The sequence below is a fragment of the Halobellus rarus genome, from assembly GCF_024494595.1.
Taxonomy (GTDB): domain Archaea; phylum Halobacteriota; class Halobacteria; order Halobacteriales; family Haloferacaceae; genus Haloquadratum; species Haloquadratum rarum.
The window spans coordinates 70,099-87,256 of the sequence record NZ_JANHDI010000008.1; the positions used below are offsets into that span (position 1 = coordinate 70,099).

The 17,158-nt window shown below is 60.5% G+C and carries 8 protein-coding genes and 1 pseudogene; 5 read left to right on the top strand and 4 right to left on the bottom strand.

What is annotated here, in order from left to right:
- Positions 1-66 precede the first annotated feature (66 nt).
- Together NO876_RS10205 and NO876_RS10210 are read right to left on the bottom strand one after the other, a co-directional pair.
- Entirely contained in the window at positions 67-669 is a 603-nt protein-coding gene (locus tag NO876_RS10205; protein WP_256421575.1) for an LURP-one-related/scramblase family protein, read from the bottom strand.
- Positions 670-752: 83 nt separating this feature from the next.
- Positions 753-2,534 (bottom strand): DUF7282 domain-containing protein, encoded by a 1,782-nt coding sequence (locus NO876_RS10210; RefSeq protein WP_256421576.1) that lies wholly within the window; start codon positions 2,532-2,534, stop codon positions 753-755.
- A 178-nt stretch (positions 2,535-2,712) separates the two neighbouring features.
- Here NO876_RS10210 and NO876_RS10215 point away from each other — a divergent pair, with 178 nt between their 5' ends.
- Complete coding sequence (locus NO876_RS10215; protein WP_256421577.1) at positions 2,713-3,825, top strand: transposase; 1,113 nt, start codon at positions 2,713-2,715, stop codon at positions 3,823-3,825.
- Positions 3,826-4,048: 223 nt separating this feature from the next.
- On the opposite strand, the gene NO876_RS10220 is transcribed toward NO876_RS10215, so the two are convergent.
- Complete coding sequence (locus NO876_RS10220) at positions 4,049-4,648, bottom strand: TetR/AcrR family transcriptional regulator (protein WP_256421578.1); 600 nt, start codon at positions 4,646-4,648, stop codon at positions 4,049-4,051.
- 305 nt (positions 4,649-4,953) lie between these two features.
- On the opposite strand from NO876_RS10220, the gene NO876_RS10225 reads away from it, so the two are divergent.
- Together NO876_RS10225 and NO876_RS10230 are read left to right on the top strand one after the other, a co-directional pair.
- Positions 4,954-6,552 carry a COG1361 S-layer family protein gene (locus NO876_RS10225; protein WP_256421579.1) on the top strand — a complete coding sequence of 533 codons (1,599 nt, stop codon included), beginning with the start codon at positions 4,954-4,956 and terminating at the stop codon, positions 6,550-6,552.
- Between the two features lie 3 nt (positions 6,553-6,555).
- Entirely contained in the window at positions 6,556-9,102 is a 2,547-nt protein-coding gene (locus NO876_RS10230; RefSeq protein WP_256421580.1) for an efflux RND transporter permease subunit, read from the top strand.
- Positions 9,103-9,269: 167 nt separating this feature from the next.
- Here the strand turns inward: NO876_RS10230 and NO876_RS10235 are convergent.
- A pseudogene (locus NO876_RS10235) lies at positions 9,270-10,534 on the bottom strand (RNA-guided endonuclease InsQ/TnpB family protein).
- 506 nt (positions 10,535-11,040) lie between these two features.
- Between NO876_RS10235 and NO876_RS10240 the strand changes: the two are divergent.
- Both NO876_RS10240 and NO876_RS10245 read left to right on the top strand, forming a co-directional pair.
- Entirely contained in the window at positions 11,041-13,893 is a 2,853-nt protein-coding gene (locus tag NO876_RS10240; RefSeq protein ID WP_256421582.1) for a BGTF surface domain-containing protein, read from the top strand.
- 696 nt (positions 13,894-14,589) lie between these two features.
- Entirely contained in the window at positions 14,590-17,127 is a 2,538-nt protein-coding gene (locus NO876_RS10245; RefSeq protein ID WP_256421583.1) for a BGTF surface domain-containing protein, read from the top strand.
- Positions 17,128-17,158: the final 31 nt, after the last annotated feature.

Here is a 17,158-nt window from a genome sequence, read left to right on the forward strand (position 1 = left end):
CTCGACTCGCGCACGTCCGCTCGACCGCGACTTTGCGACCGCGACTTTGCGACCGAGAACTGGCCGTTACTGATTTTCGAGGGCGTCGAGGATGCACGCGGCGGCGATCACCGCCTCTTTCGGGACGTTGCTGGCGTCGTCGATGCTGACCGTGTAGGTGTCCCGCAGCGAGAACTGCCCCTCGATGTCGCCGACGTGACCCCCGTCGGCGTCGAATATCTCGTACTTGTTCGGGACGAGGTTCGCGACGGAGACGAGGTGACGGAGCGCCGAGAGGAGCTTGTTCTTCGATCGGATGGTCGCCAGCGCCTCCCCCGTCTCGGGGTCGCGAATCGTCCAGTTCTCCACGAACAGCGAGAAGTCCTCGTCGAGGACGACGACCTCCTCGCCGGTGCCCGCGTCCGTGATGGCGTAGTTCCCGGCGACGTCGAGGATGCCGCCGGCCTTCACCGTGAAGGCGTCCCCGCCGTCGCCGGTGACGAACGGGAACTCCTCTTTCATCTTGAACATCTTCTGCTTCCCGCGCAGGACGACGTCGCCGGCGCTGTCGCGGACGACGTACTTGTTCCGGATCGCCGACTGCTTGACTTCGTAGCGGTCGTCGGTGAGGTCGACCGTGGAGATGTCGTAGGGCGACGACGCCGATCCGGGGGCGGAGGGCTGACTCATCGGTACCTCCTGGTTCGCGTTCGGAGAAAAACGTTCCCCTCCGGGCGGCCGGCGAGGTGCGACGGTCTCCGTCGAGGAGCGCGTCACCGCCGCCGAGCGAGGAAGGCCCCAACGCCGAGCAGCGCGACGATCGCGACTGCAGGCGACAGCGGAAGGCTGGATTCGGACGCGCCGCTCGGTGCCAGTGCGGTCCGGGTGACGACCGGGTACGGCGTCGCCGTCGGCGTCGGTGTAGCAGTCGCAGTCGGACTGGCCGTCTCCGTCGGTGCCTGCGGGAAGGCTACGTCCGCAGTGTCGTTGACGACGGAATCGTTCCCGCTGTATACGTACGGGTCCGCATCGGGGTCATACGACTGGTCTTCGCCGGCCCTGCGCATCTCGACACGGACGGGTTGGGATTCGAAAAGCGGCGTGCTCAGTTCCGCGGTGACGTTCGTGTACTCCCCCGGTTCGAGATAGTCACTGCGTCCGATCGACTCTCCGTCTGCGTCTTCCAAATACACGAACCCTCCTTCGGGGATCTCGGCGCGCTCTATCGTGACCGTCGTCCCGTTCGCCGTCTGATCCGCGATCGTTACCTCCGGATCCGGCGCGACGAGATATATCCGTTGGGACGTTTGCGAAGAGTGGTTGTAGACCCACAGCGTCGCGTTCGTCCCTCGCGGAACTGACGACACGTTCAGAGACGACTCGAAACTCCCGTTCGAATCGACCGTCGCATTACCCAGTTCCAGGAACGAATTCGCTTCGTATCCGCGGAGGCGAACCTCCAGGGGCGTGCCCGGCACTCGATTCGTCCGGCCTTCCACGGCGAACGTTTCGTTGTCCCACGGGTAGTGGACGGAGTCGTTGACCGGCGACAACGACATCGTCGACGCCCGAAGGTCGAACTCGGTGGTCGCCAGCGTCGTCTCCTCCTCGACGAAGCCGCTCTTGGCCGTTAGTGTGATCGTCGCGTGGTAGCGATTGCGGTCCGGACGGGACGCCACTTCCAAGCCTCTCGTGTTCCAGACGACGTAGATCTCGTCGTCGGCGAAGTTCGGCAACACGGTGACTCTGGAGCTCTCGGTTGCGACGTACTCCAAGGCGTTCTCGTTTGGATGGCCGCGTTCCTGTTTGACGCTTATTTTGAGCCCGTTCGACGCTGATGTCCCTGTGAGATTATCCGGATTCAGCGCGGTCTCGAGGCCGCTTTCTTCGAACTTGGCGACGGCGTAGTCGCGGCGCGTCACGTTCGTCCCCGCGATCATCACCTCTTGTAGCGGATCGACAGCGGCGTCCCCATCTTCACCCTCTCCCAGATGTTCTGTGGGTTCGAACGAACTGGGCGCGCGGTAGGACTCGCCGCTCATCTCCGCGCGCGCCTCGACGTTCAGTATCGTCACGTCGCGTTCGACACCGTCGATATCCACGCTGAGGGGGTACCGGGCGGGCTTCATCGGTTCGTCGAGCGGCTTGGAGTGAAGCGTCGCCGACCCGCCCTCGATGAACTCGCCCGCATCTGCCGCGGTTGTTCGGCGGGTATCGAGTACGACTTCGCTCGTGCCGCTCCCGCCGAGATCGACGGTCACGTTGAAGCCGTAGTCCTCCCCGCCAATCGTCAGCGTCGCCGGATCGGAATGTGAGACTGTGATCGTAACCTCATCTCCGCGAGTGACGGTGATGTCGCCGCCACTGATGGATGCGTCCCCTTCGTCGACGTCCGAGTACGCCTGGGAATCGCCAATCGCCGCGACCGTCGCTCTCGTGTCGGCATCCGTCTCGGGGGAAGCCGGCTCGACGCGGTCTCCTGCGGCCGACGTCACGCCGCTGGTCAGGACTGAGAGCACGACGACGAGCGTGAGGAGATACCGTATGCGGGACATTGGAGGACGGTTGGTTGTCCGCGAGTACTGACTACCTCGTATAAAATACTCCGTTGGGAGAATCAAGAGTGATAAAGATACGAGCGCTTACAGAAAATCGAGGAGAACGCCCACGACTTTCCAGTAGGTGCCGAAGTAGCTGAGTCGTCGTTTTCGTTGTTGGTGACCAATCTGTGGTATGATCCACGCAACTGAGGCGAAACAGCTGTCTCGTGCTGCTTCTGCGCTACTATTCACGCATCTTGATTTTGCGACGAAACCGAACGGACAGTATCCGAGCGAGGACTTCGAGAGAGTCCTCGCTCGGAGTGCCTTCGACGGCGAATTTGTCCATACAACCGCGAAAGAGCTTCAGGTCGCTCGGAGTGAAGACATCGATCTCCAGCAACGGAGTCCGCTTGCCAAATCACTGCTTTACCACCTTCGTGGACTGAGCCCGGACGCCATCGACGCTCAGTTCGATGGCGTCCGAGCCGCAATATTCGCTCACGCCCGCCGCCAGCGGGCGTTCACTCGTCCTGTCGATGTTGCGCGAGATATTCACGAATGGCTCTACTACGGATCGGCCGATACACCGCACGTCTGTGCGGTCAATCCAGACCGCGGAACAAACCTCGCGTACGCATTTGTTACACTCTGTATCGTCGATCCCGCCGTTCGATTCACGCTCGCATCAGAATCTGTCGAGGCGAATGACTCCCACACGCTGCGGGAGTCGATTCGCCGACTCGTCGCCACTGCTCGGCAATTCGTTGAGATCAACCGCGTCTACTGTGATCGCGGCTTCTACCGCGTGCCACTCGTTGAGACGTTAGTCGAGCTTGACGTCGACTTCGTCGTACGTGCGCCACAGACTGTGGGCGTCAAGCGTGCGCTTGACGCCCACGACGCTTTTCCATTCGTCACTGACTACGAGATGGTGCGAAAGAATCCACCGACTGGTCGAGTGCCAGTAACACTCGTCGTCGTCCCGCACCGCAGACGGGACGACGACTCGTTTTGTCTTGTAACAAACTGTGCGGTGTCGGAAGATGCCGCTGAACCGCTTGCAGAAGCATACCGCCGCCGGTGGGGAATCGAAACCTCCTACCGGAAGATCGGTGAGTTTCTGCCGCGCACATCGTCACCGACGTTTGCGGTGCGGCTGTTCGAGTTTCTGTTCGCGGTGGCGATGTACAATCTGTGGATTCTGGTGTGTCTGTTCCTTGCTGATAAGCGAGAATTAATTGATCGACCAGCCGTCTCGACAGCACTGTTCCGGCGGTTCGTGCTGTCAGTTCCAGATGGATAGCGACAGATACGGCGGCTGACCCGGAGGAATCCGGGTCAGCACGCCGCTGACTACTGACGAGACCGTCAAACCACTCGCTAGTGCCATTCTCTTCGCTCTCGGACAGTAGTTCGCTGAGAAAAACATCGACTTGATCGGTCGTTCTCGACCACGAGGAATGGAAACCAACTGTATCTCTCAGATACTTCGGCACCTACTGTTCAGTCGTGGGTGGATGTCAAACTCAGTCGCCGTCGACGTACAGTCGGTCTTCGAGATAGCTCGCGATCTCGGACGTCGCTCGCGTCACCCACGCGTCGCTGTCGTCGGTCGAGCGGCGAAGGACGATGCCGTTGAAGAACATCACGAGCGCCGTCGCGACCGCGTCGGGGTCGACGTCGCGGAATTCCCCGGCGTCGATGCCGGCTTCGATCACGTCCGCGAGGTGCGTTTCGAATACGCGATCACTGCGGTTGAAGTGCCGTTGATATCGCTCGTCGTGGATCGCACGTGCCCGCAGTTCGAGCAACGTCTCGAGGTGTGCTTGCTCCGCCGACGAGTTACACATCCGTTCGACGAACGTTTCGAGGTGCTCCCGCGGCTCGGTAATTTCGTTCGTCGTGAACTGCGCTTCGAAGCCGTCCAAGAGAAATTCCAGCGTTTCGAGCACGAGTTCGTCCTTGTTTTCGTAGTGGTAGTACAGGAGGCTCGTGCTCTTGTCGAACTGGTCCCCGATCCGCTGAATCGTGAGGTCCGAGTACCCGTGCTCGTGCAGCGCTCGATACGTGGCCGCGAGTATCTCCTCTCTGGACCCCTCGGGATCCTCGAAAATGTCGTCGTTCACGGGCTCTTGAATGTCCGCTCGGGTGGCTGTCTCGCGGGTGACCGACTGGCGACGGGAGTTCGGTCACGAATCCTTCTAGACTGCTGATCTCGGGCGGAATACACTATTATCTCCGAATTAGCGTGGAACTACTTAACGAAGTTGACTGAACAGACAATCAAAAAGGGTATAGCCACGGAGTAAGACTGTCCGACAATGAGATCGAAGTCCCCGTATCGCGCCCGGACTCCTCCCAGACAGATTGCACGCGATCGATCAGCGACGGGTGAGCGGAACAAGTACGCCGTCGACTCACGGTGGCTCCAATGAAACGGGGCCGACAGGCGCTCGTCGGTGGCTTTGCGCTGTTACTGCTCGTTGGATTGACCGGCGCACCGGCCCTCGTGGCGGCCCAACAGGGCGGCGGCGTGACCAGCGGTGAACCGGATCTCGAAGTGTATCTCCCGGACAACGAACTGTTCCCTGGGACCGAAACGACTGTCGATTTCCAGATCGCGAACGGCGGCGGGGTGAACTACGGATCAGCTGTCGAAGAAGTGACGACAGCACGCGCCGTGACCCTCGAGGTCGAGGACAGCGGCCCCTTCGAGGTGAAGACGGGCGAGACCCCGGTTGGATTGATTCAGGATGGCCAGGTCAGTGATGTCTCCCACCGGATCGTCGTCCCCGAGGACGTCGAACCAGGGACCTACGACATCGACGTCCGGGTCCGATACGAATACACGAACCGGGTCACCTCGAGCGACACCCAGCGGCTCTCCGAGAGCGACAGACAGACGATCACGATCGAGGTCCCCGAGGAACCTGAGTTCTCCGTCTCGGACGTCGAAACGTCCGTCGGGCCGGGATCGAGTGGCGACGCAACGCTTGAGATCGAGAATACGGGGACAAAAACGGCCTACGGCGCGGAGGCGACGATCACCGGCGGATCCGGCGTCGTCATCGGCGGCGAGAGCGCCGAGGAGGTGCTCGGCGACCTCGAACCGGGCGATTCGGTGCGCGTGACGGTGAACGCCGAGATCGCCGAGTCGGTCAGCGAGAGTGGTGCGAAGCCGCTGGACGTGGCGTTCACCTACGACGACGAGGACGGCGTCGAACAGGACGGCGACTCGGTAACTGCGAGTCTGGCACCCGCGGCCGAGCAGACGTTTGCCGTCTCCGAGGTGCGCAGTTCGCTTAGAGTCGGCGAGACGAACACGCTCTCGGGGACGATCACGAACACCGGGCCGAACACCGCCGACAACGCCGTCGTGACGTTCGAGGACCCGGGTCCGACCGTCACTCCCATCGAGACCGAGGTCGCCGTCGGCTCGCTCGATCCCGGCGAGTCCGCGGCGTTCGAGTTCGACGTGGAAGTGACGAGTAGTTCCACGGGGGGCCCGCGCCAGTTCGAGCTCGGCGTCAGGTACTGGGACCAGGACAACACGGCCCAGCAGTCGGACACGCTGCCGACGCGCGCCGAGGTCGGGGCGGAGTCGCCGGAGTTCGACGTCGAACCCGTCAACGGAACGCTCGGGGCGGGCTCGGGCGATGAGTTCAGGGTGACTGTGACGAACACGCGCGAGTACACAGTCTCCGACGTCTCCGCGAAGATCTACACGGACTCGCCGCTCTCGACGTCCGACGACGAGGCGTTCATCGATAGCCTCGAACCCGGAGAGTCCACCGAGATCGTCTTCCAGGTCAGCGCCGACAGCGACGCGACCGCGAAACTGTATCCGGTGAAGATGGACTTCCAGTACGACGACGACGACGGTGACACAATCGTCTCCGACACGTATCAGGTCCCCCTCGACGTCACAGAGCCCACCGACAGCGGGGGACTTCCGATCATTCCGATCGCCGTCGCGCTTTTGATCCTCGCCGCCGCCGGCGGCTTCCTCTATTACCGTCGGCAGGGCTGACCGATGGACCTCGACTACCAGCGCTTCGTCGACTGGGCGGACGACAAGATCGTCAACAGCCCGGAGCGGGTGATGCTCACCTTCCTCCTCGTGACGGTGGTGTTCGCCGCCGGGCTGGGCAACGTCTCCACGGAGGCGGGGACCCAGCAGTTCGCCGAGGACATCCCCGCGGCGGACGCGCTCGAACGGATCGAAAACGAGTTCGAGCCGCCGTTCAGCTCCGATCCCGGGAGCACCCAGCTCGTCCAGCGGAGCGGGAACGTGCTCTCGAAGGAGTCGATGCTCGCGATGCTGCGGGCCCAGCAGGCGCTCGAGGAGCGCAACGATATGTACGTCTCCAGCACCTCGTCGTCCGCGGCGCTCGTGGCGCAGACGATCGACCCGGAGGCGACGACGCTCGAACGACAGATCACCACGCTCGAACGCGCGACGCGGGCGGACGTCAGACAGGCCGTCCGGGAGAACGCGGACAATCCCGGGTTCACCGGACAGTTGAGCAACGACTTCAACGAGCGATCCGCGTCGGCGTCGGCGACTATCGGCGTCGTGCAGCACGACCTGCCCGGCGGGGCCGGCGGCGGCACGGCGGGGCAGTCCGGCGACAGTCCGCTGACGCCGATCCAGAAGGACGCCCAGCGTATCATCGACGCGGAGCTCGACGCCGACATCACCGTCTTCGGCAGCGGGATCATCGCCGACGAGTTCGGCACCGTCATCACGGACTCGCTTCTCATCGTGACGCCTGCGGCCGTCCTCCTGATCGTGGGCTTTCTCGTCGTCGCCTACCGGGACCTACTCGACCTCATCCTGGGAGTCACCGCGCTGGCGATGGCCGTGATCTGGACGTTCGGCTTCCTCGGCCTGGCGGGCATCCCGTTCAACCAGATCATGATCTCCGTGCCGCCGTTGCTCTTGGCGGTGGGGATCGACTTCGGGATCCACGCGATCAACCGGTACCGCGAGGACCGGGCGACCGGGCTCGACATCGAATCGGCGATGCAGGCGACGACCGACCAGCTGTTGGTCGCGTTCTTCATCGTCACCGGGACGACCGTCATCGGCTTTCTCTCGAATCTCGCCTCCGACCTGCCGCCGATCCGCGACTTCGGCGTCGTCGCGGGCGTCGGCATCATCTTCACGTTCTTCATCTTCGGCATCTTCCTCCCGGCGGCGAAGGTCTGGATGGACCGCCGTCGGGACGGCTGGCCGATCCCGACGTTCAGCCAGCGCCCGCTTGGCGAAGAGGGCTCGGCGCTCGGCGAGGTGCTCTCGGTGGGCGTCACGCTCGCGCGGACGATCCCGGTGGTCGTCCTCATCGTGATGCTGCTTTTCAGCGCGGGCGCGGCGGGGTACGCCACCGGCGTCGACACCTCGTTCTCCCAGGAGGATTTCCTCCCGCCGGAGGAGGTCTCGCCGCTGTTGAAGTCACTGCCCGAACCGTTCGCGCCGAGCGACTACGGCGTCGTCGGGACGCTGAACTTCCTCGAAGACAAGTTCACGAGCACGCAGGGGGGGTCGGTCACCATATACCTCGAGGGGCGCATGGAGAACGACGCGGCCCTCGAACGGATCCACCGCGCGGGCGAGGACCCGCCCTCGGAGTTCGTCACTGACGGGAACCGCCGCGCGGAGTCGACGAGCATCGTGACGGTTATCCAGGATCGGGCCGAGCGGGATCCGGAGTTCGAGGCGCTGGTTGAGCGCAACGACCGGAACGGCAACGGCGTCCCCGACGACAACCTCGACACGATCTACCGCGAACTGGAGTCCTCGTCGGCCGGCGACAGTGCCTCGCAGTACCTCGCGGAAGATCACCGCAGCGCGCGCGTCGTCTACACGGTCTCGGCGGACGCCACCGACCAGGAGGCCGTGGCCGCGGCGCACGAGGTCTCCGATCGGTTCCGCGTGGACGCGACGCCGACGGGGCAGACGGTCGTCTTCCAGGCGGTCTCGGATCTCATCTTCACGTCCGCGATCACGAGTCTCGCGCTGGCGCTCAGCCTCACGGTGGTGTTTCTGGTGGCCGTCTACTGGGTACTGGAGGGGCTGCCGTCGCTCGGGATTGCGAACCTGGTGCCGATCGTCGTCGCGGTCGCCTCCGTCGCGGGGACGATGCGCCTGCTCGACATCTCCTTTAACGCATTCACCGCGACGATCCTCTCGCTGACGATCGGGTTGGGCATCGACTACTCGGTCCACGTCGTCCACCGGTTCGTCGACGAGCGCCGCGAGCGGGCGCTGATCCCCGCACTCCGCCGGACAGTCATCGGCACCGGCGGCGCGCTCCTTGGCAGTATGGCGACGACGGCGTTCGGCATCGGTGTGCTCGTCCTCGCCGTCCTCTCGGTGCTCGGACAGTTCGGCGTGCTGACGGCTATCTCGATCGTCTACTCGTTCCTCGCGTCGCTTCTCGTCCTTCCGTCGGCGCTCGTGGTCTGGGACCGCTTCGTCAACGGCGATCCCGAGGTGCCGATGGGATACCCCGACGACGGTGAGGCGGCGATGGCGGCCGACGGCGGGGTCGTCGTCGAATCACCGTCGGAATCATAAGATTGTTGCGTACATAACACGTAGAGTGGAAGCCTACAATTCACAGTACGTGCCGGAGTAACTGAACCGGTGTTTTAGTCGTCGGTGACGTGTCTATGGTATGATCAATAAAACGGGGGTAAATTGCCTCGGGGTCAAGGCCCGAGGCTCTCGCGTGGACTCCCGTTCTACCCACTAACAGTGGGAGGCGAATACTCACCGTTCACGTTCAGGATCCCGCGATTCAAGCGCACATCTACGGGTGCGCCTCCGTCGTTTGCGTATTGCCGACGACGGGGATACTGCAAACCGATATTCTTCGAAGCGTTGTAGTCGTCGTGGTTCTCGTCCCGCACCTCTGACAACAGAACGATTCGCCCGACCGATTGTCGTCGTGGGTACACCCGCACGTCGAATACCGTTTGGACGTATTCCAAGGGCCAACCTGTACGACTGCCACGCCGTACTCCTCGGCTTTGTACTCGGCGTACTCATAGAGGCGCCGGAATGTCCAGATGTGTTGCCACGTCGCCTCCGAGATGTTTTCCCGAATATGGGTTAAGTCCTCAAACACGATGTGTGAGCAGTCGTGTTCGACAGCCTCCTCAATGAGTTCTTTTCCCACCGAGTGCAAGTATATCTCGAAACGGCCTGTTTCTTGGCGACCGACATTTTCGATATTCTCGTGGCCGTAACGAGAACCTCCTGCTGGAGCGACCCCACAACGCTTCTCGTACTCGTTGCGCCAGTGGTTGAACTCTTCTGCTGGCCAGAATCGCCCTGTTGAAGCAACAGCGATGTTGTTGACACCTAAATCCACACCAGGGACTGTTCTGTGCTTGGAATCGGATTCGAGCGGCTCCTCGTCTATCTCGGCCTTTCGCATTGAGGCGTGGAGATACCAGTCACTGTCGCGGTACTGCAAGTGTGCCATCCGAAACTCGAAGTCCTCGTCGGAGACGTACTTGGTTGGCGGCGTCTCCGTGCCGTCAGGGAGAATGTAGTCACACTCGACTCGCCCGTCTACGGTAGACAGCGAAACATAGTCGCGGTGGAACGTCGCGCTCCGCTTGTCGTACACCGCACTATCTGCCGAAAAGTGCGGTTGCGACGCATTTTCGCTATGTTTGAGGTGTTCGACTCCGCTTTTGACGGCTTCGACCGCTCGCCGAATCCCTTTCTGAACGAGATTCGCGGTGAGATCGGTTTCGTTGCGGAGCTGGTCGTAGAGGTCGTGTTCGGCTTTGGCTTTTGAGGTGACGTGGTAGCCGTCGTCGTCACCAGAAACGCTCGGCGTTTCTGGTTGGCAGCCCGATTCTGTCGGAATCTGGTGACGCCCGTGCCAGCACCACTCGCTTGCAGTGTTGACACAGTGTTTGAATTGCTCGACAGCCTCTCGAAAGGAATCGTCGGCTTCCTTTCCGAAGTCAAGCCTCGGAATATCCGCCTTCACTCTTCTGTGAAACAGCCGTCTCGTGCCGCTTCTTTGGTGCTATTCAGGTACCTTGATTTTGCAACGAAACCGAACTACCTGTCTCCGGGGAAGGACTTTCTCGCTGTCACGAAAGACGACTGTCTCATCTTGTCTGTACGATCACTGTTGCCGAACGGCCGGTGGACGACTGTGCGGTTAAGTTCTGATGCTTGCGGGGATCGCTCACCGGGGCGAGATATAGATACTAAATATGATAGTTCAAACCACTCTCGTCTTCGAGGGCATTTCCCAACCCTAGAATAATCGGTTATCAAGCGGTTAGGGATAAATTAACGATTATCTCCGTCGTTATTCATTCACTTACGGCAGAAAACATATATCGGGGTAAATCCATCATTGATTCGCCCCTACCCCCGAAGTCGGCTGCGGCACGGAGTAGTCAGTCGCTCTCGCTCGCGGACGCGGCCGTGAGAGTGGACTGTCGAAACCTGCTGTGGTCGCACTGAACACAAACGAAACAAACAATGACAGAACGAAACTATACACGAAAGGCACGTGCGCTGTTTCTCGCAGCGCTGATGGTCTTCAGCGTTTTCGCTGGGACCGTTGCGTTTGCGGGCACGACAGCGGCTTCTGTAGACTCCCTAGACAACGCGAGTGCTACAGATGTCGACGCGTACAGTGCTTCAGCCGAACAGGAAGTAACGTTTGATGTAGGTGTCGCGGATGGTGAGGAAGACACCTTCACTATTGACGTCAGTACCGTTGATGACATAACACTGAATGATGTTGCAGGTGTTGAATCAAGTAACCCAGATGAAGTGAGCGTCAGTGCCTCCACAGACGGGGATACTGCTGAAATCACTACCACTGACGAAAATGATGATGGCGTCTCTGAGGCAACAATCACTGTCACCTTGGACGTCGACACCGATGGTGTGGCACACACCGTTGATATCGGTGCCTACACAGTCAACGAGGATGGTGGTGCTGCAACTGCTGACACCAACACCTTCTCTGTTATCCCACCAGACGGTGACCAGACGCTCGACTCTGGCTCAACCTTCTGGGCCGGTCAGGAACTAGCACTTGGGACTGGCGCTGAACTGAGTGCCAACGACGAACTCCAAGTCCGCGAATGGGATACCAGCGGTGACACCAATCGAATCGGCGGTCTCGAAGAAGAGTTCTCGCTTGATGGTGACGGTGTCGCCACGCTTGACACCGGCGACTATGACGATGGTGAGTACATCATCGTTGATGCCGATAACTCTAACAATGCTGTCGAATTCACTGATGGGTTCGCTAGCGCTACCTCTACCACCGCAGCCGACTACGGTGGGTACACGTTCGAAATAACGACGCAGAACCTCGACGTTGAGATCGATGAGGACAGCGTCACCGACGATGGTGAAAACGCTGTCACCGAGATCGATGTCGACTCCAACCGAGCGAATTACGAACTCAACGTCAGTGCAAACGGTGACCTCGACGTCAGTGAACTTAGCGATATCTTCGTAGCTAACGGAGATTACCAGCTCGAAGACGACAACGCTAACGATGACGATGACGAGATCACCATCACCCTTGATGGCACGACCGCCGAGGGCGATGGACAAGAAATCAGCTTCGAAGGGATCGATGCAGGTGAATACGATTTCACCTTCAGTGTCCCTGACTCGACAGCTGAAAGCAGCGACACTGTCGAAGTGACGGAACAGGACATCGACTCCGCATTCAGCCAGGGCGTCTCCTCGGATACAGCCGGTGACATCGCAGAGTTCACCGTCGAGCTCGAAGACACCGACGAGATCTACGTCCAGTTCGGTGACGAGGACGTCGGTTTCATCGACGTGCTCTGGCTCGAAGATGACGACGACGACGGCGAGGTTACCTTCGAGGTCAACACGCGGACGCTCGGTAGTCCCGGTGCTGATACCGCTGAGGTGTACCACTCCGAGGACGATAACATCGAAAGCGAGGTCCACGGTGACGACACGGATGCGACCTTCTGGGACGAAGACACCGACTCCGAACTCGGTGACGGGACCTTCGGGGACTACCTCGAAGAGCTCGATCTGATCGACGATGTTGACGACGATCCGCGGACGCAGCTCACGCGGCCACTGCAGCCGGCCGACTACGAACTGATGGCCGCGGCGAACGGCGAATTCATTGTCAACAGCGATGGTGACACTGAGGCCGAGAGAGAAATCGACTCGGCGCTGTTCGAGCTAACGGCACCGAGCCTCGATGGGATCACGACGCATGTCGCCCCCGAGGACAACGCTGATGCGGACGACGAACTCGAAGATCTCCTCGATGCGGCTACTGCACGCGAGGAGATCGCCGAGGATGACCGTCTCATCATCCAAGTTGAGGCCTCCGGCCTCTACGGTGCGATCGTCCACGCCAACGGTGGCGACTTCAGCGTCCTCGAGGACGGCACGACGCTCGCCTCCCTCGGCGTCCTCACGGGGGAAGACACGGACGAGCAGGACTGGACAGGAGAAGGAATCTCCTTTGACGTCGAGGCCGACGATGCCACGGGCAACCAGGAAGCCACCTCGCTCGACTTGGAAAACAATAACGCGGGCGACGGCTACGTGCTCTACGACGAGGAGAATGGCCAGTTCTTCGTTGTTGTTGATACCACGGGTGACGCCTTCACCCAGGACGTCGGAGACGGTGACGAGTTCGACGTGACAATGGAGTACGAGACCGACTCCAACGACCGCTACGAGTTCATCGACGACGCAGAGGCTCCATACGAGGGTGGTGCTGGTGGTGACATTGGCGACGAAGCGTACCCGTACTTCCAGACGGGGTCCTCTGAAGAGCTCACTAGCACGGTTGAGATTGTCGAGCAGTCAGTCACGTTCGATAACGTGAACAACGGCGTGCTCGAAGTCGAAGCGGGCGAAGAGGCAACAATCTCGGGTATGACGAACATCGCGCCCGGCTCGGACGCCGAGATCCGCGTCTCCTCGACGGATGCCGACCCGTCGTTCCGCAGTACGTCTGACGTCGACATCGAAGATGACGGATTCTTCGAGGCGACGTTCGACTTCAGCGAGCAGTCTGAAGGCGACCTTGCTGATACGACGTTCCGTGTCGGCGGCAGTTCGGTCGACACGATCGACACCGAACTCGTCGACGCTGTGAGCGAAGAGACGGACACGCCGGAACCGGATACGGACACGCCGGAACCGGATACGGATACGCCGGAACCGGATACGGATACGCCGGAACCGGACACGCCCGAGCCCGATACAGACACGCCCACCGAAACGGATACCGGAACACCCGGCTTCGGTGTGGTTGTCGCACTGACGGCGCTCATCGCTGCAGCCCTGCTTGCGGTTCGACGCGACTGAATCGAACGACTAACCACCGGGCTTTCGCCCGGCCGTCGACTTCCCTTTCTTTCGGACGCGACACCCGAGAGCGACAGTGATTGATTGTTGGTTGTCCTCGCTGAGTCTTATCACCCGCCACTCGTCCTTTGTTGGAACTTTCGACACCACAGAGCACCGAATTGTGTCGCAGGCGGACGTCAGACATGAGTCGACAGCGTTTGGCGAGATGGTTGGGTAATTGTGCCTTTGCTTTCGCGACGGTCACTCGTTGACGTCAGCTTCACGAACGTGACCTTCGACGATCTATGAATGGGCCGTTCATTAAGTCACTGCGCAGGCGGGCGATGCTGAGAGAGCCGGCAGTCACACGGATCCTCCAAGAACGGGAGCATCGCCCAGTCAGCAGGAGATCAGTTAGTAATCGTGGGCTCTGCTTACATTCCACTGCTGTCCTGCAAACCATCCGGTTGATCGGATTAACAGCCACTTACTCGTTATGAAGCTTGTAACTTGTACCGCTCAGATACACAAGACATTTAACACAATGGCAGTGACGTTTCAGTACCCCTACCCGAAAGTCGGCTGCAGTATGAAGTAATCAGTCACGCCCGGCTGGTCGGAACCCAGAGATACAGTCGGTCCACGTCGACGGCGGGGGATGATGGCTGCTTGAAACTGCTGTGGCTGCACGCGAATGCGAACACACGACAAATAATGACAGAACGAAACTATACATACAAGGCACGCGCGCTGTTCCTCGCAGCGCTGATGGTCTTCAGCGTTTTCGCTGGGACCGTCGCGTTTGCGGGCACGGCCGCTGCTAACGCAGAACAGACAGATAGTGACGTGACCCTCAACTCGGGGTCCACGTACTGGGATGGTCAGGAAGCCGGTATCTACATCCCGGACGATGTAGACGGTGACACCACCTCCACTACTGACTACCAGGTTCGATCGTTCGATCCCGACGGCAACGACGGGAGCGGCTCGATCGGCGGTCTCGAAGAAGAATTCTCCCTCGACGGGGATGATCGTACGGCCGTCATCGACACCAGCGGCTACGATGGCGAGTTCGTCATCACACCCGCCGATGACAGTAGCACCGCGATCGTCTTCGTTGACGGAAACGCGGACAGCACTGAAACTAGCGACGGTAACCTCGAAGATGCCGCCTTCGAGGTGACCACGCAGAACCTTGACGTCGAGATCGACGAGGACAGCGTCAACGACGAAGGTGAAAACGCTGTCACCGAGATCGACGTCGACTCCAACCGCGCGAACTACCAACTCAACGTCAGTGCAAACGGTGACCTCGACGCTGGCGAACTCAGCGACATCTTCGTGAACAACGACGGCGATGACGCTGACTACCAACTCATTGACGAGAACGAAGGTGACGACGATGAGATTACTATCGCCCTTGCGGAGAACTCTGAAACTGCCGAGGGCGACGAACGGGAGATCAACTTCACCGGTATCGATGAAGGTGAATACGGCTTCAACTTCAGCGTCCCTGACTCGACGGCTGAAAGCAGCGACACCGTCGAAGTGACCGAACGCGACACCGATTCCTCCTTCAGTGAAGGCGTCACCACCGACACCGCCGGTGACATTGCCGAGTTCACCGTCGAAATGGACGACACCGACGAAGTGTGGGTCCAGTTCGGTGACGAAGACGTCGGCTTCATCGATATCCTTCGTCTTGAGGACGACGATGATGACGACGAAGTGACCTTCCAGGTCAACACCCGTACCCTCGGTACGAGTGCTGATCGTGACGATGTGTACAACTCCGAAGACGACATCGTCGAGAGCGAGGTCCACGATGACGACACCGGTGCGACCTTCTGGGACGAAGACACCGACGAGCAACTCGGTGGCGGTGAGTTCGTCGACTACCTCGACGAACTCAACCTCATCGACGCTGATGGCGATGCGGATGAAGATGACGTCGACGAGCAGCTCACGCGGCCGCTACAGCCCGCCGACTACGAGCTGACGGCTGCGACTGACGGTCAGTTCATCGTCAACTCCGATGGTGAAACTGAGGCTGACGAAGAACTCGACTCGGCGCTCTTCGAGCTGACCGAGCCCGGCATCGAGGGCGTTACGATCCACAAGGCGTCCGCCGACAATGCCGACGAGGATGACAACGTCGCCGATCTCCTCAACTCGACGACCGCCATCGAAGGCGGCGAGGAAGTCGCGATGGACGATCGCCTTGTCGTTCAGGTTGAAGCAACTGGCCTCTACGGCGCAGCCGCCTACGAGGCTGATAGCGGCTTCGACGCCCTCGAAGACGGTACCACGCTCAACCAGTTTAACCGCATCCTCACGGATGATAACCACGGTAACAACTGGGCGGGCGAAGGTATCAACTTCGAGGTTGAAGCCGACGACGCCACGGGCAACCAGGAAGCGACTTCCCTGGACCTGACTAACAACAACGCAGGCGATGGCTACGTGCTCTACGACGAGGAGAACGGCCAGTTCTTCGTCGTCGTTGACACGAGCGCTGACAGTAACGTCTTCAGCGACGAACTCGACGAAGGCGCGGAATTCAGCGCGGAATTCGAGTACGAAACCGACAGCGACAACCGCTACGAGTTCAACAGCGAGAACCCGGCACCGTACCAGGGTGACGCTGGTGGCGACGGCGACGGCGACGCCGCGTACCCGTACTTCCAGGCAGACTCCACGCAGACGGAGTCGACCTCCTTCACCGTTGAAGAGCGGACGGTTACGTTCGACAACGTGAACGATGGTGTCCTGGAGATTCCGGTCTCGGACTCCGCAGAAGTGACCGGCACGACGAACGTCGCGCCCGGTTCGGACGCTGAAGTGCGGATCTCCTCGACGGACGCTGATCCGTCGTTCCGCAGCACGGCTGACGCTGAAATCTCCGAGGACGGCACGTTCTCGGCGGAGTTCGACTTCAGCGACCAGTCTGCAGGCGACCTCGCTGAGACGACGTTCCGCGTTGCGGGCAGCTCCGTCGACACGGTCGACACGGAACTGGTCGAATCTGTGAGCACGGAGACTGACGCTCCGGATACGGAGACTGACGCTCCGGATACGGAGACTGACGCTCCGGACACGGAGACTGACGCTCCGGACACGGAGACTGACGCTCCGGACACGGACACGGCAACTGAGGAGCCGACCTCGACGTCCACGCCCGGCTTCGGTGTGGTTGTCGCGCTGACGGCCCTCATCGCCGCTGCCCTGCTCGCAGTCCGCCGCAACGACTAACTACCGGAGCTAACTCCGGCCTTTCGACACA